The 20,146-nt window shown below is 62.8% G+C and carries 14 protein-coding genes and 1 tRNA gene; 6 read left to right on the top strand and 9 right to left on the bottom strand.

From position 1 onward, the window contains the following. Positions 1-452: 452 nt before the first annotated feature. Positions 453-1,157 (bottom strand): lysophospholipid acyltransferase family protein, encoded by a 705-nt coding sequence (locus OEZ49_RS08325; protein ID WP_263387878.1) that lies wholly within the window; start codon positions 1,155-1,157, stop codon positions 453-455. Between the two features lie 142 nt (positions 1,158-1,299). Here OEZ49_RS08325 and OEZ49_RS08320 point away from each other — a divergent pair. The 5 genes from OEZ49_RS08320 (at position 1,300) to OEZ49_RS08300 (ending at position 9,612) form a co-directional block, all read left to right on the top strand. Then, positions 1,300-1,375 (top strand) — tRNA-Trp (locus tag OEZ49_RS08320). 288 nt (positions 1,376-1,663) lie between these two features. Further along, entirely contained in the window at positions 1,664-1,915 is a 252-nt protein-coding gene (locus tag OEZ49_RS08315) for a peptidoglycan-binding domain-containing protein (RefSeq protein WP_263387877.1), read from the top strand. Positions 1,916-2,005: 90 nt separating this feature from the next. Continuing rightward, positions 2,006-6,697 carry a pre-peptidase C-terminal domain-containing protein gene (locus tag OEZ49_RS08310; protein WP_263387876.1) on the top strand — a complete coding sequence of 1,564 codons (4,692 nt, stop codon included), beginning with the start codon at positions 2,006-2,008 and terminating at the stop codon, positions 6,695-6,697. Positions 6,698-6,835: 138 nt separating this feature from the next. After that, positions 6,836-7,762, top strand: coding sequence for a calcium-binding protein (locus OEZ49_RS08305; RefSeq protein ID WP_263387875.1), 927 nt, complete (start codon positions 6,836-6,838; stop codon positions 7,760-7,762). Between the two features lie 80 nt (positions 7,763-7,842). After that, a complete protein-coding gene (locus OEZ49_RS08300) occupies positions 7,843-9,612 on the top strand; it encodes a calcium-binding protein (RefSeq protein WP_263387874.1) in 1,770 nt (589 codons plus the stop codon). Between the two features lie 144 nt (positions 9,613-9,756). Here OEZ49_RS08300 and OEZ49_RS08295 read toward each other — a convergent pair whose 3' ends face one another. From OEZ49_RS08295 to OEZ49_RS08260, 8 genes are read right to left on the bottom strand one after another with little or no spacing between them, the layout of a single operon-like run. Next, a complete protein-coding gene (locus tag OEZ49_RS08295) occupies positions 9,757-10,233 on the bottom strand; it encodes a class I SAM-dependent methyltransferase (RefSeq protein WP_263387873.1) in 477 nt (158 codons plus the stop codon). Continuing rightward, positions 10,230-10,994, bottom strand: a complete 765-nt coding sequence (locus tag OEZ49_RS08290; RefSeq protein WP_263387872.1) for a polysaccharide deacetylase family protein — start codon at positions 10,992-10,994, stop codon at positions 10,230-10,232. Before OEZ49_RS08290 ends, OEZ49_RS08295 begins: the two co-directional genes overlap by 4 nt. Continuing rightward, positions 10,991-12,130, bottom strand: coding sequence for a glycosyltransferase family protein (locus tag OEZ49_RS08285; protein ID WP_263387871.1), 1,140 nt, complete (start codon positions 12,128-12,130; stop codon positions 10,991-10,993). The genes OEZ49_RS08290 and OEZ49_RS08285 overlap by 4 nt, the downstream gene beginning before the upstream one ends. Then, positions 12,127-12,711 carry a histidine phosphatase family protein gene (locus OEZ49_RS08280; protein ID WP_263387870.1) on the bottom strand — a complete coding sequence of 195 codons (585 nt, stop codon included), beginning with the start codon at positions 12,709-12,711 and terminating at the stop codon, positions 12,127-12,129. The genes OEZ49_RS08285 and OEZ49_RS08280 overlap by 4 nt, the downstream gene beginning before the upstream one ends. Further along, positions 12,708-13,787 carry a glycosyltransferase family 4 protein gene (locus OEZ49_RS08275; protein WP_263387869.1) on the bottom strand — a complete coding sequence of 360 codons (1,080 nt, stop codon included), beginning with the start codon at positions 13,785-13,787 and terminating at the stop codon, positions 12,708-12,710. Before OEZ49_RS08275 ends, OEZ49_RS08280 begins: the two co-directional genes overlap by 4 nt. Before the next feature lies 1 nt (position 13,788). Continuing rightward, positions 13,789-15,033 (bottom strand): glycosyltransferase family 4 protein, encoded by a 1,245-nt coding sequence (locus OEZ49_RS08270; protein ID WP_263387868.1) that lies wholly within the window; start codon positions 15,031-15,033, stop codon positions 13,789-13,791. After that, positions 15,030-16,244, bottom strand: coding sequence for a glycosyltransferase family protein (locus tag OEZ49_RS08265; RefSeq protein ID WP_263387867.1), 1,215 nt, complete (start codon positions 16,242-16,244; stop codon positions 15,030-15,032). The genes OEZ49_RS08270 and OEZ49_RS08265 overlap by 4 nt, the downstream gene beginning before the upstream one ends. A 9-nt stretch (positions 16,245-16,253) precedes the next feature. Next, positions 16,254-17,534 (bottom strand): nucleotide sugar dehydrogenase, encoded by a 1,281-nt coding sequence (locus OEZ49_RS08260; RefSeq protein ID WP_263387866.1) that lies wholly within the window; start codon positions 17,532-17,534, stop codon positions 16,254-16,256. Positions 17,535-17,787: 253 nt separating this feature from the next. Here OEZ49_RS08260 and OEZ49_RS08255 point away from each other — a divergent pair, with 253 nt between their 5' ends. Further along, positions 17,788-20,133, top strand: a complete 2,346-nt coding sequence (locus tag OEZ49_RS08255; protein ID WP_263387865.1) for a mechanosensitive ion channel family protein — start codon at positions 17,788-17,790, stop codon at positions 20,131-20,133. The last annotated feature ends 13 nt before the right edge of the window (positions 20,134-20,146 follow it).

The following is a 20,146-nucleotide window of genomic DNA, read 5'->3' as shown; positions in this document are numbered from 1 at the left end:
GTGGTTTCCAAAATTATCGAATAATTTTGGAAAGCGGTGGGCGGCCGTTGCTCCGCAGGAGCACCGAGCGCCCGCACCGTTGATCTAAGGAGAGGCCGCCCAATCAGGGCGGCCTTTTTCATTGCCCACCACAACTGCGCCTCTGGATATCTCAGCAAGAAAACTCGGGTCCTCGCAGAATTGCGATTAAGTTGACCAGACGTAATCCAGATCACAGACCTCCGCCGCGCACCGCGTAAATATGGGGTATCAGATTTCAACCGGAGTGAGTCGAATGTCGCTTCCTAATAAATCCCGAACCGCCACGATCTTCGAAGCCATTTACCGGTCATTCGCCCACTGCGCCATGATGCAGAGCCGCGTCAACAGAATGCACTGAGCACTTTAAGCAATGACCGCGCCGCCCGGCTTAAAGACATACGGATAAGTCTGAGCCCGCGCCATGCTGGGGCTCAGGCCGGGGCCGACCAAGGGGTCCGCCCGACCATGCGATCCGCTTCCGCAGTGATCTCGTTCATATGGTCTTCTAGACTCTGCCGAAGTATTTCGATCTCTTCCTCTGACGCCTTGCGTGGCACCGGGTCGGTCCACTCACGGCACAGGAGCACGCCCTCGTTGCGCCAGGGGCGCGGCAGCAGCAGACGGTCCCAGCTGCCCATCTCGCGCCCGTGCCGGACGGAATAGGTGATCCCGTACACCCGCTTGCCCGAGGTGCGCGCCCAAACCAGGGGCACCGTCGAAGACACCCGTTCAGGTCCCCGCGGCCCGTCTGCCGCGATACCGATCGAGATCCCTTGCTTCATCAGCCCCAAGACCTCGCGCGACAGCGCCACATGGCGCTTGTGGCTGGACATCGCGATCGTGTCCATGCCGAAGAGTTTCTGCACCCGCCCGACCATGCTGCCCGCCCGCGCCGCCGAAGTGATCGAGCAGATCCGCCCCTTGTCCAAGGGGAAGAAATAAGGTGACTGCGCCAGCCGCTGATGCCAGAGCACCACGATCACCGGTTCGCCCGCCGCCGCCAACCGGTCCAGTTCCTCGTAACCGATCCGCTGCCAGCGGGTGTTGCGATGCACCATCCGGATATACGAAGCGATGCGCCGCGCGGCCCAGTTCAGCACGGCTTCGCTATCGGCGATCTTCTTGCGCAGGCTCATCTTGCCCCCTTGGTTCTCGGTGCCGACCGTCATACCGGACCAAACGTCTGGCGCAACGGCTTTGTCTCCGTCTTTTTCCCCGAAGGCCGTGAAAAAGGGTCTTGAGTCCGTCGCACGCCTGACATATCTCCGTCGCCACGATAGGGGTATAGCTCAGCTGGTAGAGCGACGGTCTCCAAAACCGTAGGTCGCGGGTTCGAACCCTGCTGCCCCTGCCACTCTCCGACCAATGCCGAAAAGGCCCAAGGCCGCGCCCGCTTCCACCATCAGACAGCAGAGGCGCTTAGCGGCATTAGTGGAAACTTTACCACAAAGTGAAACACGGTGACAGCCGACATCCGCCCTGTTAACCTGATCCTTAGTCTGCAATGTGTTTGCATGCATCATGATCGCGAGGGAGCATGATTGTTGCGGTTTCGCTTGGGGTCCTGTCTGTTTTTTGCTGCGCTCAAAAGCACTTTGGGACAGCGGCGCCGTTTTCCGAGCCTGGTTATCAGGTTCGGATCATGACCAAGCGCACCGCCGCCGAGGACAAGGCCCGGAACGAGGAGGTCGGCCTGCAACTGGATCAGCCGACCCGCCAGCGCGTCGAACAGACCCTGACACGGCTGGGTTATGATACCGGCCCCGCTGACGGCGCGTTCGACGACCAGACCCGCACCGCTATCAGAGGCTTTCAGAAAGAATGGCACTTTGCGGAAACAGGTTATCTGGACGAAGTCACGTTCGTCCGGTTGTTGGCGATTGGTATCTATTGAAGTCGATGATCGCCTAGGATCAGGGTTTTGTCGGTATGGGTAGAATTCGCCCAATTGTTGAAAACAGCTTTTTGAATGAGGGGATACACCATGCCTGACGATTTTGCTGCCGGTATCGGGACAAGCGGCGCAATAGCGGTCGGAGGATCGGTTACCGGCCGGATCGAGGAAATCGGTGACGAGGACTGGTTCGCCGCCGAGCTGATCGGAGGGCATACCTATCGGATCAGTCTGGAAGACACCGGCACGTTTCTCGGCTTGAGCGATCCCTATTTCCGTGGAATTTACAACAGCTCCGGCGCTCTCTTGGCAGGCACCAGCAACGATGATGGTGGTTTCGGCCTCAACAGTCTTCTCGAGTTCACCGCGCCCAGCACAGGCCGCTTCTACCTGTCCGCAGGCGCGTTCATCGGCGATACCGGTGACTACATCCTCCGGCTCGAGGATATCGGAGCACTCGATGATTTCCCGGACACCTTGGCCACCAGCGGCAGCGTCTCTTCCGGAGGAACCGCAACAGGCAACATAGAACTAGCCGGAGACACCGACTGGTTCCGCGTCACGCTTGCGGCGGGTCACGAATACACAATCGAGTTGCGGGGTAATCCGACCTCGGATGGAACGCTGAGCGATCCCTATCTGCGTGGACTTTTCGATGCCTCCGGCATTTCGATCGCAGGCACAACCAACGATGACGGTGGTATCGGGCTCAACAGCCTGCTGTCTTTCACCGCTTCGACCGGCGGCACCTACTTCATCGCTGCGGGTGCCTTCAGCAGCGAGACCGGCACCTACACCCTGTCCGTCCAGGACGAAGGCAGCGCCGACGACTTCGGGTCCAATACCGCGACGGCGGGCAGTATCCCGTCGAGCGGCGTCGTCACTGGTGAGATCAATGAGCCCAACGATACCGACTGGTTCGGTATCGACATGGTGGCAGACCACAATTACCGCATCGCCTTGAACGGCGCATACGGCGGCGGCGGCACCTTGTCCGACCCGTTCCTGCGCGGCATCCACGATTCAAGCGGCAACCTGATCTCCGGCACCACCAATGACGATGGTGGCGGCGGTCTGGACAGCCTGCTGGAATTCACGCCCGGCAGTTCGGGCCGGTATTTCATAGCGGCAGGGGCCTACGCAACGCATACCGGCACCTACACCCTCCAGGTCGAAGACCTCGGCGCCGCCGATGACTACGCGGCCAGCACCGGGACCACGGGCGTGGCGGTTGTTGACGGTTCGGTCAGCGGCGCGGTGGAGTCCGGCGGCGACCACGACTGGTTCCGCGTCTCCCTTACGGCCGGCAGCACTTACAACATTGATCTCGAAGGTTCGCCCACCGGCATGGGAACCTTGCCCGACACACTGCTCTATGGTTTGCGCAATGCGTCAGGAACCCTGATTTCTGGAACCAGCAACGATGATGGTGGAATCGGGCTGAACAGCCATCTCGAATTCACTGCGACATCGACAGGCACCTATTTTGTCGATGTCGGTGCCTTTGGATCGAACGAGGGCACCTATACGCTGTCGATCGCGGTCGAGCGGGCAATTGCTGACGATTTTTTAGCGGGTGTCGGCACCACCGGCACCGTTTCGGTCGGAGGCAGCCGGACCGGCAATATAGAAACCGCCAACGATCAGGACTGGTTCCGCGTCTCGCTAGTGGCCGGGCATACCTATCAGGTGGATCTCGAAGGCAGCCCAACCTCGGGCGGCACCCTCTCCGATCCCTATTTCCGGGGTCTCTACACCTCCTCGGGCGCGCTTGTATCGGGTACGGCCAATGATGACGGTGGTACCGGTCTGAACAGCCAGATCACCTTTACTGCGGCCACTACCGGTAACTTCTTCCTTGCCGCGGCGGCGTTCGGCTCCAACATCGGAACCTACAAGATATCGCTCGCCGATCTCGGCGGTACCGATGACTTCGCCGGAAACACCAGTACTACGGGCACCGCACCGGTTGGCGGCGCGGTCACCGGCAACATCGAGTCGGCCGGCGACCAGGATTGGTTCCGCGTCAACCTGACTGCGGGTAACACCTATCAGATCGATCTCGAAGGTTCGGCCACAACCGGGGAAACGCTCAGCGACCCACTGCTGACAGGAGTGTACAACAGCGCCGGCAACCAGATGTCCGACACCCGTAACGACGACGGCGGCACTGGCCTTAACAGCCTGGTCGAGTTTACCCCGACAACCTCTGGCGCTTATTTCATAGGTGCCTCCGCCTATGGGTCGAATACCGGTACCTACAAGCTGTCTGTCACCCAGACCAGCACTGGCGGCACGGGCGGGCCGGTGGACGACTTCACCGAAACCACGTCCACGACGGGCCGGGTTACGGTCGGTGGATCCTCCACCGGCAACATAGAAACCATTGGCGACAACGACTGGTTTGCCGTCACCCTGAATGCGGGGCAAACCTATACGATTGATCTAGAGGGCGCTGCCACCGGTGGCGGCACCCTTTCCGACCCCTACATCCGCGGCATCTTCAATGCCTCGGGGTCTGCCATGCCCGGCGCCTTCAACGATGATGGGGGCACAGGCCGTAACGCGCAGCTCGAGTTCACTCCGACGACGACCGGCACCTATTTCATTTCGGCCGGCGCCTATTCGGGGACCGGAACCTACAAAGTCTCGGTCGGCACGGCCACCACGCCGCCACCCACCTCGGGCTTCGATATCGACATCGTCTTTACTGGCGATGAACGGTACCGCTCAGTTTTCGAGAATGCAGCGGCCACATGGGAATCCGTCATCATCGGTGACCTTCCCGACGTGAACGACCCCCGTTTTGGCATCGTGGACGATCTTCGCATTGATGCTTCGGTAGTCGCCATCGACGGGCCGGGCCGCATCCTTGGTCAGGCCGGTCCGCGCGATCTGCGTTCGGGCTCCGGACTGACCTACAACGGCATGATGCAGTTCGACTCAGCCGACCTTGCTGGGATGGAGGCCAAGGGCATCCTGCAAGACGTGATCGAACATGAGATGGGGCACGTTCTGGGTCTTGGCACGTTGTGGCAGACCCTGGGTCTGAAATCCGGCTTTAGCTACATCGGTACAAATGCAGTGCGGGAATACAGCACTCTGACCGGCACGACCCAGTCCAGCGTTCCACTGGAAAACACCGGTGGTCCCGGCACCGCAGGGGGCCATTGGCTGGAATCCTTGTTCCGGACTGAACTGATGACCGGCTACGCCGAGAACAGTCCACCGATGCCCCTCAGCCGACTGACCATCGCCTCGTTGCAAGACATGGGTTACACCGTGAATTATGCGAACGCCGAACCCTACAGCCTGCCACGTGGCGGAGCGGCGGTTCTGGCAGGGGATGAAGGCAATGACAGCCTGACCCAGACCGTGGTGTCATCGGGCATTGCAGCGCTGATCGACCCGGTCGGCTTCAATGGTCCACGATACAGCAACTTCCAGGAGAAACCGTTGTCGATCTCGGCGACGCCTGATCCGATCAAGCTTGATGGTCTTGTCACCTCGGCCAGTGAAACGACCGTGCTGTTCTTCGAAACCACCACGGGCAGCGATTACCTGGTGGAACTGACCGGAAACTTCGACAAGAACAACCCGACCAATGCCGCTGACATCAAGGGAACGCTGACACAGCTGACCCTGTTCTCCTCCGGTGCTCCGGTGGCGCGCTACACATTCGACACGCCCGTCGATGTCGAAACGGCGCTGAATGCATGGCGCGGCTTCGATCTTTCCGGCAACAACCTGCTCGAAAACCGCTCGGCCACGGCAGAGAACGATCTGATCAACGGGCTTGCGGGCAATGATTTCATTATCGGCGGCTTGGGCGATGACACGATGGATGGTGGCACCGGAAACGACACGGTCGGTTTCGACGTCAATGTCGATGACACCTCGGTTACCCGTTCCGGAGATACGTTCACCATCGTTTCGTCGCAAGGCACCGATCAGGCCACCGGGTTCGAAGTGTTCCAGTTCGCGGACCATGCGCTGACCCTGGCCCAGATGACTGCGCTGGCCGATGGCGGTTCGGGCGGCGAGGCGCTGTCCGGTACACCGGGTCCGGACGTTCTGCTTGGTGGTGCGGGCAACGACACCATAACCGGGCTGGACGGCAACGATCGGATTGTCAGCGAGGCGGGCAATGACAGTCTCGATGGCGGTCTGGGTGCCGATACGCTCAACGGCGGCGACGGCGATGATATCATCGTCGGCGGGCCCGGCTCGGGCGACCTTCGCGACGTGATTTATGCCGGCGAAGGCAACGACTCCGTCGACGCTGGCGCCGGCAATGATCTGGTCTATGGACAGGGCGGCAACGACACCATCGCGGGCGGCTTTGGCGTCGATGAGCTCCAGGGGCAGGACGGTGACGATGTCATCACCGGCTCGGCCTTCTCCGATCTGGTGTTCGGCGGTGCAGGCAACGACTTCGTCAATGGTGGCTTCGGCCACGACCGTATCAATGGCGGCACTGGCGCCGATAAGTTCTTCCACGTTGGCGTCGAGGGCCACGGCTCGGACTGGGTGCAGGATTATAACGCCGCCGAGGGTGATGTTCTGCTCTTCGGAAACACTGCCGCCACCCGGGCGCAGTTCCAGGTCAATTTCGCCCATACCGAAAATGCCGATGGTGAACGCGCCGGCGACGATGCGGTGCAAGAGGCCTTCGTGATCTATCGTCCGACGGGCCAGATCATGTGGGCCTTGGTTGATGGTCAGGGCCAGTCCTCGATCAATATGCAAATTGGCGGTGACGTGTTCGACCTGCTGACCTAAGACCTCTCCGGAGAACAATCCGGACAGGTGAGATCGCCAAGGCCCCGGAAATGCCGCAGGTATTCCGGGGCATTGGCGTTTCACCTTCTTTCTGAAAGGCGATAAAATACCAACCGGCTCAGCCTTGTAAGGTGGACCATGAACACGGAAATCAGGATCGAGGCACAGCCGGTCTTCTTCTTTGGAGATACCGGTTTTGACCATCTGTACCTGGTTCTGGTGACTCCGGACAGAGAGGAGCAGGTACTGCGCGGCTATCCCGAAGGCGCGCTGGGCACCGGGCCGCTGGTGGTCGAGGATTCGGTCGCCATGGCCAGCAGCCGCGATTACCGCCCGGTGTCGGACCGGGCACTCTACGGCAGTCGGGTGCTCGACCTCGACGGTCGGGCGGCCGAAGACGTCTGGGACGTCATGCGCCAGCAGGCACGCGCGATAGAGACGGCCGAGGTCCGCTACAGCCTGTTCGAGACGAATTCGAACTCCGTGGTCGCCTCGCTGCTGCATGTGGTTGGCATCGCGCTGGCAGACACGCTGCCATATCCGCCGGTCAGCGCATCCGCCCTGCCGGGTATCGGCTCTATCGTCGACAGGTTCGACTTCGTGCTTTCGGGAACTGAAAACAACGACACGCTCCACGGCGGCGGACGCCACGACAGCTTGTCCGGCGGGCGCGGCGCAGATGTGCTCGGCGGACTGGCCGGCAGCGACGCTCTGTCAGGCGGGGATGGCGACGATTTTCTGAACGGCGGCTGGGGCCACGACCGGCTGACCGGCGGCGCCGGCCAGGACCGGTTCTTTCACGACGGCCACGTCGGGCATGGCAGCGACTGGATACAGGATTTCGATCAGAGCGAAGGCGACCTGCTGGTGTTCGGGGGCCCCGCCACGCGCGACCAGTTCCAGGTCAACCTCGCCGTGACACCGGGTGCGGGCGACGGCACAACCGCCGAAGCCTTTGTCATCTGGCGCCCGACCGGACAGATCCTCTGGGCCATTTCCGACGGGGCGGCGCTGGACAGTGTGCAGCTGCGCATCGACGGGCAGGACTATGACCTGCTATCCTGAGCAGGTGGTGCTGATCCACGTCAAAGCGCCCCTAGACAGGCGGGGATAAAATGTATCGGTAACGGCAAGAGGGGATATCCATGGCCACCGCAGCACTTTCATCCGAGTTTCTCGACCTGCTCAACCGGCTGATGACTTCGTCGGACCCGCTTGGCGAAGTTCTGGGGATTTCCCTCGATTCCCTACCGGATGTGACTGCGCTTGGCGAAATCACAGGCGAATCTTTCAGCGTCGTTTCCGCCTCCCCTTCGCGGATCGAAGTCTCGCATCCCGGCCCTGACGGGCAGACTTTCAGTCTGGTCGTGACCGGCGTCGGCATGGGGCCGATGACCAGTATCGAAGCTTTCATGACGGCCCTGGGCGACGGTACCGCGACCGGTACGTTCAGCGGGCTAACCCTGCGTGAAGGGACGACAGAGCTCCTGACGCTGACGCATTCGGCCGAGGGCCTGGTGCTGCGCTCCGGCACAATGGTTATCACCATCGACGGCAGCTTCCCCAACACACTGGCTGATCTTGCCGGCTCGCTCGGCATATTGAACGTGGTCAACATCGATGCGTTGACCAGCGCGTCCGGTGTTCCGGACATCTTCAACGTGATCGACACTGCCGCGCTGGCCGCGCTGACCCCGGCAGAGCGCGCCGCGCTGATCTCCGGGCTGTCCGGGGTCACTTTCGAAGGGTTCACACTGGTTGATGGCACCGACACTCTTGCCTCTCTCGCCCTGTCCTCGACCGGGCTGGTCCTGACACTGGCCGACCTGCGGTTCGAAGCGTTGGTCACGGTTCCGGCCAACCTCGGTGCGCTGGTCGAGGCGCTGTTCGAACAGCTGGACGGGGGCGCGGATCCGATCACCGGACTGCTCACTGTTCTGAACCCCACTGACCTGACATTGACCGATGGCGCTGGTGCGATCCTGGCTGCGATCGAGGGAAGCCTGGGCGACCTCGGCGATCTTGTTCTGGAGATCGACGGTGTAACCCTGCCCGAGGGCGCGCCCTTGTTGTTCAACATCGAGGGGGTGGACGTAGAGCTGACCGCGACCGACACCGGCTCTCTGCTGATCGGAACCTCTGGTCTGGATCGTCTGACCGGGGGGATCGGCAACGATACTGTGATTGCGCTGAGTTCCGATGATTTTGCGGCCGGTATGGCGGGTGATGACGACCTTCGCGGCGAGGGCGGTAACGACCGTCTGCTGGGCGACGAGGGCAACGACCGTATTGATGGCGGTTTGGGCGCCGACACGCTCAACGGGGGCGATGGTGATGACATCATCATCGGCGGCCCGTCCGAAGGCGACCTGCGCGACATCGTCTACGCCGGCGAAGGCAACGATTCCGTCGACGCGGGCGCCGGCAACGATCTGGTTTATGGACAGGGCGGCAACGACACCATCGCGGGCGGCTTTGGGGTCGACGAGATCCAGGGCCAGGATGGAGACGACGTGATCACCGGCTCGGCCTTCTCCGATCTGGTCTTTGGCGGTGCGGGCAATGACTTCGTCAATGGTGGCTTCGGTCATGACCGGATCAATGGCGGCAGCGGCGCGGACAAGTTCTATCACCTTGGCATCTTCGATCATGGCTCTGACTGGGTGCAGGACTACAACGCCGCCGAGGGCGACGTGCTGCTCTTCGGCAATGCGGCCGCTACCCGCGCCGACTTCCAAGTCAACTTCAACCATACCGCCAGCGCCGAGGGCGAGCGCGCTGGGGATGACGCGGTGCAAGAGGCCTTTGTGATCTACCGGCCAACGGGTCAGATCATGTGGGCATTGGTGGATGGCGAAGGGCAGTCCAGCATCAACCTTCAGGTCGGCAGCGACGTGTTCGACCTGCTGACCTGACGGTCCGGCCCTGACAAGTGGGGGGCGGGTAATGCCCGCCATTCTCACCTGTCAGGGAGCACGGAAAACGCTCCGAGACGGCGTACAAAACCGTCAATCCGAGGCCAACGGCACGTACAAAACGGTCAATTTGGGGCCGGGTCTTCAGGTTCGGTAGAACAGGTAGCGTTCCGGTGGGATACTGTCGGGCCCCTTGATCTCGGCGAACCCGAGCAATGGCTGACCCGAGATGATCAGTCCGCCGGGCATCATCACACGGGCGATCAACGGCGACAGCCGGGCCGCCTCCGCCACGTCTTCCGCCTTGATTCCCATACCAAAATCGTAGTGCGCCAGCACGATCGGGGCGCCTTGCGAGGCCAATCTTTCCAGCATCGGTTCGGCCTCGCCCATCAGGAAATCCGCCTCGGGCGGCGTGCAGGAGGGATGGCATTGCAGCACCCGGTCCATCACCCAGATCCGCCGCCCCGGCAACACCTCCCGCAAGTGATCATAGGTCCGCCCATTGCCCAGACCCATGTCCAGAACCTCGCCGGAAAGGGTCTCGATCTGGGCCGCGGCCCAGTTCAGCCCGTCCCGTTGCGCGGTCAGCCGACGCAACATGGAATCCAGTCTACTCATTGTTTTTCCTCGTCTTTTTCCATGACCCATGGGCGCGTGGGCCCGCTCAGCAAGCGGCTCAGCAGGGCTTCGGTAAAGGCCCAGATCGCGGCGTCATGCACCAGGTGATGGGTCAGGATACCATAGGGTTCGTCATTGTCAGCGCGCCCCTCGCGGCGGTCGCGCAACTGGTCGGCGACCTGTGAGACCAGCCTTTGCGGGTCGACCACAGAGCGGCTGCCGCGCCAGTCGATTGGGTCAAGATGCGTATTCACCTGACACAACCCCGCCACCGGCGCGGCGCGCTTGCGCGGGGTGGCGGTTGAAATCACCCGGTATCCGAGGTCCGGCAGCCCCTCCACGATTTCCGGCGCAATCCGGTTCCAGGGCGGCACGAACATCGGACGCAGGGCCGGACCAAAAAGATCACGCAGCCTGTCCAAACCCAGACGTGCTTCTGACAGGATCGTTGAGAGAGGTCTATCTAGCTGAAATTCAGCCTTTTTTTCGTCAAAGGGCGCATGGTTGCGATGCGCCCAGCCATGCACGACAGGGATCAGGGCAGGGCGTTTCTCCACCATTTCGGCCAATGTCTGCTCTGCCTGTTCGGGGATCACCGCGAGATGAACGGGCAGGCCCAGACCTTCCGCAAGCGCGGTCAAGCGGCCCAGCGCGAGCGTGATCTGCACCGCGTCATCGTCCCGCCACCAAAGCGGCAGGTTCAGGCCAGCGTCCTGCCAGCGGTTCAGTTCGGTATCCAGCGGTGACCAGTCGGGCTTCATCGTAGGGCCTCCAACTCTTCGGCGATCCGCACGCTTTCAGCGGCGCCGTTGAACTGCAAACCGCCGCTGTCTCGCGGCGGGTCGCGCATCACTTTCAACAAGGCGCGTTCCATATTTTCCGCTGTCAGATCAACGCTTTCCACCACGGCAAAGCCGGGTATCCCGGACAGGGCACGGGCGCGCAGGCCCTGTTCGACCTCCTTGCCGTCGTCAAACGGGACGATCACCGAAGGCGTGCCCGCCTGCATCAGATCCAGCGCAGTGTTGTAGCCGCACATGCTGACCGAGGCCGCGGCCTGATACAGCAGGGCCCGGTAATCAGGCCGGGCCGGTTCGACAAGAACCGGCGCGTGCCCGGCAAGCGCCTGCAATTCATTCGCGCGCGCGGATGCATCTGCACCGCCAACCAACAGGCGCCAGCGCCTGTTGGTCATCTTTCGCGCGGTCTCAATAGCCGCGTGAAAGATGGGCTGCCCCACCGGCCCGCCCCCGGCGCTGACGATGATCTCGCCCTTGCCTTCATCCGCGGGATGCCGCCCGGCAGCAGGTGGCGCGACATAACCCGTATAGCGTAGCTTTCCCGCCAGTTGCGGTGTCACCGGCCAACTGACCTCCAGCCGCGTGGCAGACGGGTCGGAATGCACCAGAACTGAGTCGAAATAGCGTTCGACGACTTCTTCGGCCTCCTCGGCCTTGGCAGGTTTGGATGGCGGCGCCAGGATATCGCGGATCGAGCTCAGCACCACTGGCGGCACCTGCTTCGCCTTTGCGGTCTGTACCAAACTCAGGAACTCTTCTTTCAGGCTGCGGCGGCCAAAAGGGTAGAGTTCGGTGATCAGAACGTCGGGGCAGAACCCCCGGAATTCCTCCAGCAACGCGGCTTGCCGGGCGGCAAAAAAAGACGCGTCGGCAGGCGTTCCGTCGTCGGTCAGCAGGCGGGTAAAGTCCACTCCGTCAGACCGCAGCGGCGGCAACTGGCACAGGTCCATGCCCGTGTGATCCAGTTGCGGCGCAGGCATCCCGCCCGAGACCACGCAAACCCGGTGCCCGGCGCTGGCAAAGGCGCGGCCAAGCGTCAGCGCCCGGCTCAGATGCCCGGTCCCCAACAGATGCGTGACCACGATCATGACCTTCATGCGCGCGCCTCTCGCGGTATCAGTCGAACCGGGTCGTCCCACGCGCGCATCGGGTCAAGCTCGACCACGAACAGCCGGTTGCGCTTGATCTTGAACGGGGCCGGTCCGGCAAAATCCCAACCATAGGCCATGGCCAGGATGACCCGCATTATGCCGATATGACACACCGCGACATTGTCGCCGCTCAGGGTTCTTAGCCAACCTTGCAAACGGTTGCGCAGTTCCGCTGGGCTTTCGCCGCCGGGTGGACGATAGTCCCAGCCCCAATCCTCGATGTGGCGAAACCCGCTACCGGGGATGTCCAGCAGGTCGCGGCCGCGTCGGCCTTCCCACTCGCCCCAATCCATCTCGATCAGGGCATCGTCAGAGCGGGGTGCACCCCCCGCGACAAGGCGCGCGGTCTCGGCGGCGCGAAGAAGCGGGCTGGACCATAGCGTGGCCTTGTCCCAGGGCGCGGGCAGGCAAAGTTCCGAGAGGTCCTGTCGCGCCTGATCGTCCAACGGAATATCGCTGCGGCCTTGAATTCGACCGGCCCGGTTCCATTCGGTGTGACCATGGCGAAGCAGGGCAAGACGGGTCATCGGCTGCGCTCCAGCAAGGGTCCGGCGGCCCGCCAGAAGATATCGCTGGCCGCTTTGGCAAGGTGACGGTCAGCGACCCGGTCGCGGGCCTGGGCCCCGATCTCACGCCGCGTTTCGGTATTCTGTAGCAGCCGGTTCAGCATCGCGGCGAGCGCCTCCGCACCCTCTGTTGGGGCAGGATAGGTCGGGCCGGGCAAAAGCACGTCGCGCACGCCGGGCCGGTCCTGGGCCACCACTGGCAGGCCCGCGGCCTGCGCCTCCAGATAGACCATGCCGAATGCCTCGTTGACGCCCGGCCAGAAAAACACCGAGGCGCGGTCATAGGCCGATTGCAGCGCTTCCCTGTCAAGCTGACCGAGAAACCGGACACGGGATCCGAACGGGGCCATCAGTGCTTCGACTTCGGCGCGCGCCGGGCCATCGCCCGCGATCTCCAGGCTCCAGCCCGCGTCGAGATAGGGCAGCGTTCCGGCGATTAGCCGGTAAGACGCCAGCTTGTCGCCGGCGCGCATCATCCCCACCGTCAGGATCGGCCCGCCATGCGGGCCATTCGGCGGCAAATCGTCCAGCGGCAGAAACGGCGGCAGTTCGACCAGTGCCTGCGTTCCGAACCGCTCGCGCTCCAGGGTGATCAGGTCGTTGGCGGTGAGGTAACAGATGACCTGCGCCGCATCACAGGCGTCATGCGCCGCCCGCGCAAACCCGGCCCAGGGGCCGGTCAGGCGGCTGTTGGCCCGCGTGCTTTCGATCTGCACATAGGGAAGTCCGCGCGCGGCGCAGACCGCCGGGCCGATCAGATCCGGCGCCTTGTAGTAGTTGTGATAGGTCACCCAGAGCGCGCAATCCCCGGGCAACGCGCCTGTCAGGCGCGCGATCTCGCCCTTCGCTTCGATCCGCAGGCGTGTCTGCACCTCCGCATCGCCTGCCTTGTCATGGCTGCGGAATTCCGACACCAGATCTACCTCATCCCCGCGTGCCCCGATCATGCGCATCAGGTTGCGCGCCATTTCCCGGTCGCCCGAAGGAACCGGGCTGAGCGGCGATTTCATCGGGGCGTAAAAGGCGATGCGGGCCATGTCAGCCTGCGTCGCAAAGCGCGGTCAGGCGCCGGGACAGGTGGGCAATCCCGGGCGGCATGGTGAAATCGGAAAGCAGCCGGGCGAGGGCGGCCCCGGCCATGCCTGCGGCCCTGTCCGGATTGGCGGCCAGCGTCGCAATCGCCTGGGCCAGTGCCTCAGGCGTGTCCGGTGTCAGGGTGCCATGTACGCCGTCGGTGATGAATTCGGGGATCGCCGAAACCGGTGTGGTCAGGATCGGCAGACGTTGCGAGGCGGCTTCCATCAGCACGTTGGGCAACCCGTCACGGTCGCCGTCGGCGGCGATGCGGCTGGGCAGCACGAAGAGGTCGGCCGTGCGCATGGCCGCGATCACCTCGGGCTGGTCACAGGCGCCGCGCCAGGTGATTCGGTCCGCCACACCTGCCGCGCGCGCCTGAGCCTCCAGCGCGGCCTTGTCGCCGCCCCCCCCGATATGAACCCAGTGCCAGTCCAGCCCGGCGGGCAACAGGGCAAAGGCGGCGATCAGCCGGTCAAAACCCTTTTTCTCCACCAGTCGGCCAACAGACAGCATCTTGAACGGCTCTCCATCCGCGCGTGCGCCCCGCTCGGGCGGGGCCGGAAACCGTGTCAGGTCAAGCCCGTGATAGACCAGATCGACCCGGTTCGGGTCGTCGGCAAGCGCCCGCAGATGTTCGGCCCCGACCGCGGTGCAGGTCGCGCCAAAGGCGGCGCCATGGCTGTCGGCGCTCAGCTTCTCGGCCTTTTCCCAGTCGGGCGAGGTCCAGATGTCCTTGGCATGGGCCGAGAAGCTCCAGGGCAGGCCGCGCATGATCGCCGCATAGCGCGCGACGGACGAGGGGGTATGCATGAAATGCGCGTATAGCCCGCGTGTCGAGGGTGGCAGTTCGGCGGCCAGAACGCAGGCCTGCCCGAACCGGCGGATACGATTGGGCGTGCGGTCGCGGGCCAGATCGGCCCGCCACACGCGGTAAGCCTCGGCATAGCCGGGCAGGACCTGGGCAGCAGCGCGCGCCCGCCAGACCCGCTCGGGCTCCTGATACAGGTATTCAGGCAGATAACGCACCTTGGCCTGCAACCGCTCGTGCAGGGGGTGGCGTTTCACATCGGTCGGATGGCGCAGCGACCAGATTTCGAACACGTGCCCGGCTTCTTCCAACGCTACCAGTTCCTGCGCGATGAAAGTTTCGGACAGCCGCGGCCAGCCCTTGACCAGCACGGCCAGTTTCGGGGTATCGGCGGTCATTCCGCTGCTTGGTCCTTGGCCCCGCGCAACAGGGCATCGACCCTGCGTGTCACATAATCGAGCCCGTCCAACAGCCCGTCCCCGATCGCCTGGCTCGGCAAGGGCTGGTTGGGCAGGTTGCGGATGGCGCGGATCATCGATGCGACCGTCAGCCCGTCGCGGCTCTCGTCCAGCATGCGGACAAGCCCCAGCTCCTCGGCCCGGCTGGCCCTGATCCACTGTTCCAGGCGCGGCACCGTGCGTGGCACGATCACCGCCCGCTTGTCAAAGGACAGGACCTCGCAAAACGTGTTGTAGCCGCCCATGCAGACAACCCCATCGGCGCCCGCGAACAGGGTCTCGATCTGGCTTTCGAAGCCGACCGCCGTCACCCGGCCATCGAGGGCCGCGACACGCCGTTCAAACTCGGCCCGGGTGTCGCCGGACAGGAACGGGCCATAGACCAGAACCGCGCGCGGCGACAGGTCCGGGTCCTGCTCATAGGCAGACATGACCAGGTTGACCATCGCTTCGCCGTCGCCGCCGCCCCCGGGGGTGATCAGCACATAGGGTTGTTTCGGCGGGGTGCCCACCGGTCCAAGGTCGCGCCGCAGGTAACCTGTCCAATGCATCCGGGCCTGTGCCGCCTGGCTCAGCGGCAGCCCGGCTGTGGGATCGTAGACCGAGCGCAAGCCGTATACCCAGATCTCGTCATAGAACCGTTCGGTGGCTGTCACTGCGTCCTTGCGGGCCCATTCGGCGGCCAGAACCTCGGGTTCGTCCAGTACGTCGCGCAGGCCAAGGACGAGGCGCGCGCGCCCCTTGGCCTGGAGCATTTCCAGCGTCGGGCGCAATTCGCCGCGAAACCCGGTCGGTTCCTTGTCGACGATCAGGATATCGGGGTCATACCGTTTGGCCGCGCTGCAAATCAGGTCGCTGCGCAGGTTGGTCACATCGTCAATTCCCATGCCCATGGTCTGCGAGACATAGGAGCCGTCCGAGCGTTTGGTCACGCCGGGCAGTCGCACATGGTCGACGCGCCGGGGAAAGGTAAACCGCCCGGCGACAGGCGAACCCGTCAGGATCAGCGCCGAGGCCGAAGGATCGGCGCTGGTGATGGCTGCGGCCAACGCCCGGCAGCGCCGCAGGTGGCCCAGCCCGAACGTGTCGTGACTGTAGAGCATCACCCGCGGTGCACGAACGGTCTGATGTGTTCTGCTCTCGCCCTGCATTGCTTTCGTCTACAGCCTCAGATCAGCGTCGGATTTTGGGAAAACGCCCTTGATATCGTACAAAACAGCGCCCGGGCGGCCAAAGGCCCCAATGGTCGCGGCTCCCATTTCACGGTATTCCCGATGCGCCACGGCCACAATAATGGCGTCGTAGACACCATTGCCGGGCGCGGTCACAGGGGTCAATCCGTACTCTTTGCGCACAGTACCTGCATCGACCCATGGGTCAAACACTTCTGTCGAAACAGAGTATTCCGTAAGCTCGGAAACGATGTCGGCGACGCGGGTGTTGCGGATGTCGGCGCAGTTTTCCTTGAAGGTGAAGCCCAGAACCAGCACGCGTGCGCGGCCCGGGTCGATCCGGCGCGCGATCAGTGCCTTGATCAGCTGCTGCGCCACATGCCGGCCCATGTTGTCGTTGATGCGGCGCCCGGCCAGGATCACCTTGGGGTGATAACCCGCCTGTTCGGCGCGATAGGTCAGGTAATAGGGGTCGACACCGATGCAATGACCGCCCACGAGACCGGGCTTGAACGGCAGGAAATTCCACTTGGTTCCCGCCGCCTCCAGCACTTCGAGCGTGTCGAGGCCGAGGCGCGAGAAGATCAGCGAGAATTCGTTGACCAGCGCGATGTTCAGGTCGCGCTGAGTGTTCTCGATCACCTTGGCGGCCTCGGCGGTGCGGATGGAACTGGCGCGGTGCACGCCTGCCTTGACCACCGGGGCATAGATCGCCTCGACCCGGTCCAGCGTCTCGGCATCCTGGGCCGAGATGATCTTGACCACGTTTTCCATCGAATGTTCGGCATCGCCGGGGTTCACCCGCTCGGGCGAATAGCCCAGCTTGATCTGGGAATAGAGCTCCAGCCCGCTGCCCCGGGCCAGTTCCGGGCCGCAGACCTCTTCGGTGACGCCGGGATAGACTGTGCTTTCGACGATCACCAGGTCGCCCGGGGCGAGATGTGGTGCGATCATCCGGCAGGCGCCCCGCAGCGGGTCCAGATCGGGGGTCTTGGCATCGGTGATCGGTGTCGGCACCCCGATGATGTAAACCGTGCAGTCGCCCAGATCGGATGCGTCACACGAAAATGTCGCGGTCGTCGCGGCCAGCGAGGCCTCTGATACCTCGCCGTTGCGATCATGGCCACGCCGCAGGGCGGCCACATGGGCGGCGTCCGTGTCAAACCCCAGGGTCGGATATCCGGCACGCGCCAGCCCCAGAGCCAGGGGCAGGCCGACATAGCCCAACCCGAGCACGGCGATGCGGTCCTGTGTGATATGGCGCGCCATGCGTGACTACCCGGTTTTTTCGTTTTCTGTCATTCCGGCGGCCGGGCGCTTCCGGTCGTCGCTGCCCTCTGGTTTCCCTCGGTCCGCAGGCAGCACCGTACTAGTCAAATCAAACTGTCTTGAAAACACGATTCTGATGTCTGACGGTGTCGAAGAGGGCGCGACGCGACGATCATTGCCCGAAACTTGCCGTTTGAACGCGGTTCCACAGTTATATAGGCTCTCCGGCAATCCCAAGACCGGAACCTGCCTGATGAAATCCCTGATCTTCCGACTGTGCCTGTTGTGCTTTTGTGTCCTGGGCGTGATCTCCGCGCCGGCGGCAGCGCAGGTTTCGCTTTATACCTCGTCCAAAGGCGAAGCTGCCGCGTCCGAGCAGGCGCTGGCCGATGCGATCCGCTCGGCGAGTGAGGCGGGGGCCTCGGTCATCGTGATCGACAGCGCCGGGCGGGTGGCCGGTGCCAGCGGCGCGGCGCAGCCTGACGAGGGCAGCGCAGCGAGTGCCAACCCGATGGGCGACGGCTCGCAGCTGATGAAGGCGCAGTCGCGGGTGTCGGAGTTTGTAGCGGCGCTGGAATCGCGCCTTGCCGCGATGCCCTATTCGGTTTTCGAAGTGCAGTACATCCTGCGCCAGACCAGCCCGGACGGTCGGATTATAACCTATCTGGAGGTGTTGGGCATCAATCTGGTGCTGCTGCTCATCGGGCGTTGGTTGTCGGTCGAGATATATGGCAAGCGGATCGCACGGAACTATGTGGTGTCGCGCATCAAGGAGGCGCCGCGCGGCTATCGCGAAAAGATGCCGTTCCTCGTATTTCGGTTCGTGATGGGGGTCGGCGGGACCCTGTTTGCGATGATCTTTGCCTTTATCATCGGATATCTGGTCTTTGGCCGGATGGAAGACCTGTCCATCCAGTTCACCACCACCGCCATCTTTACCGCGTTTTTCCTGATCCGTACGGCGTCGGATCTGTGGCGCATGGTGCTGTCGCCCTATCTCAGCCAATACCGGCTGCCGCCGTTTTCCGATCGCGATGCCAAGCAGCTCTATATCTGGGCGGCTGCCCTGGCGGCCTATGACATTTCCACGGTCATGTTTTCCACCTGGGTCGCGGATTTCGGGCTGAATTACAACGTCTATGCGATGGTCTACGGCTCGCTCACCGCTGTGGGCGCCTTGGGCAACCTGCTGATGGTCCTGTTCAATGGCCGGGCGATTTCCAATGCGATCCGCGGCAACCGGAGCAAGGAAGAGGTATCCTGGCTGTTGCGGCTGGTCTCGGTCAGCTGGGCGCCGGTGGTGATAGTCTACGTCAGCTACAGCTGGTTGCGGCTGGCCTTTGACCTGGTGCTGGAGCGCCCCATTCCGGTGCCGCTGATGGCGGGCACTTACGGGATCTTCATGTCGGTGGTCATCACCTATGGGGCGATGAACTATCTGCTCGAACGGTATTTCGACCGTACCCGGAAAGTGCAGCAGATGAACGAAGCCCTGGCGCAGGCCGAGGCAGACGAGACCGCGCTGGGGGGCATCTCGACCCATCGCAACCATCCGATTGCCAGCTTCGAAGACCTGGCCCGCCGGGTCGCCGGGATCCTTGCATTTGTGGTTGGCACCTATGCGCTGGTGCTGATCTGGAACCCGGATATGGATTGGACCGGCGACCTGCCGCTGGACCGGGCGCTGGACGTAATGGTCATCATCTTTCTTGGCTATATTGTCTTTCACTTCTTTCGCATCTGGATCGACAGCAAGATCGCCGAGGAAACCGTGGACACCCCCGAAGGTGAGCTGGGTGACGAGGGCGGTGTGTCCAGCGCCAGCCGGCTTGCGACCCTTCTGCCGCTGTTCCGTGGCGCAATTCTGGCTGTGGTGGTGGTCTCCATCGCGCTGATCGCGCTAATGGAGATCGGCATTAACGTCAGCCCGCTTTTTGCCGGTGCCGGTGTGGTTGGTCTGGCGGTAGGTTTCGGCTCGCAAACGCTGGTCCGTGACATTTTCTCGGGCGCGTTCTTTCTGCTCGACGATGCGTTCCGAAAGGGCGAGTACATCGACATCGGCGATGTGAAAGGCACTGTCGAGAAGATCTCTGTCCGGTCCTTCCAGCTGCGTCATCACCTGGGAGCGCTGCACACTATTCCCTTTGGCGAAATCAAGGTGCTGACGAATTTCTCGCGCGACTGGGTTATCATGAAGCTGCCGCTGCGGGTGACCTATGACACCGACGTGGAAAAGGTGCGCAAGCTTATCAAGAACCTCGGGCAGGAATTGCTCAGGGATCCGGTGATCGGCGAGAATTTCATCCAGCCGCTCAAGTCACAGGGCGTGATCGAGATGCAGGATTCCGCGATGATCATCCGGGTCAAGTTCATGACTAAGCCCGGCGATCAATGGCTGGTGCGCAAGAAAGTTTACGAAGAAATCCGGCACCTGTTCGCCCGCGAAGGCGTGAAATTCGCGCATCGCGAAGTCACCGTGCGACTAGCGGATGAACAGGCCCAAAACCTGACACCGGCACAGAAAGAGGCCGTTGCCGGGGCGGTTCAGGCCGCCATCGACGAGGACGTGCTGGATGACATGATGGAAGATGATCGCTGATCCCGGTGGGTCT

Source organism: Ruegeria marisflavi (genome assembly GCF_025673445.1).
Classification (GTDB): Bacteria; Pseudomonadota; Alphaproteobacteria; order Rhodobacterales; family Rhodobacteraceae; genus Ruegeria_B; species Ruegeria_B marisflavi.
The sequence above is the reverse complement of the archived record's forward strand: the minus strand, read 5'-3'. Positions and strand labels throughout refer to the sequence as shown.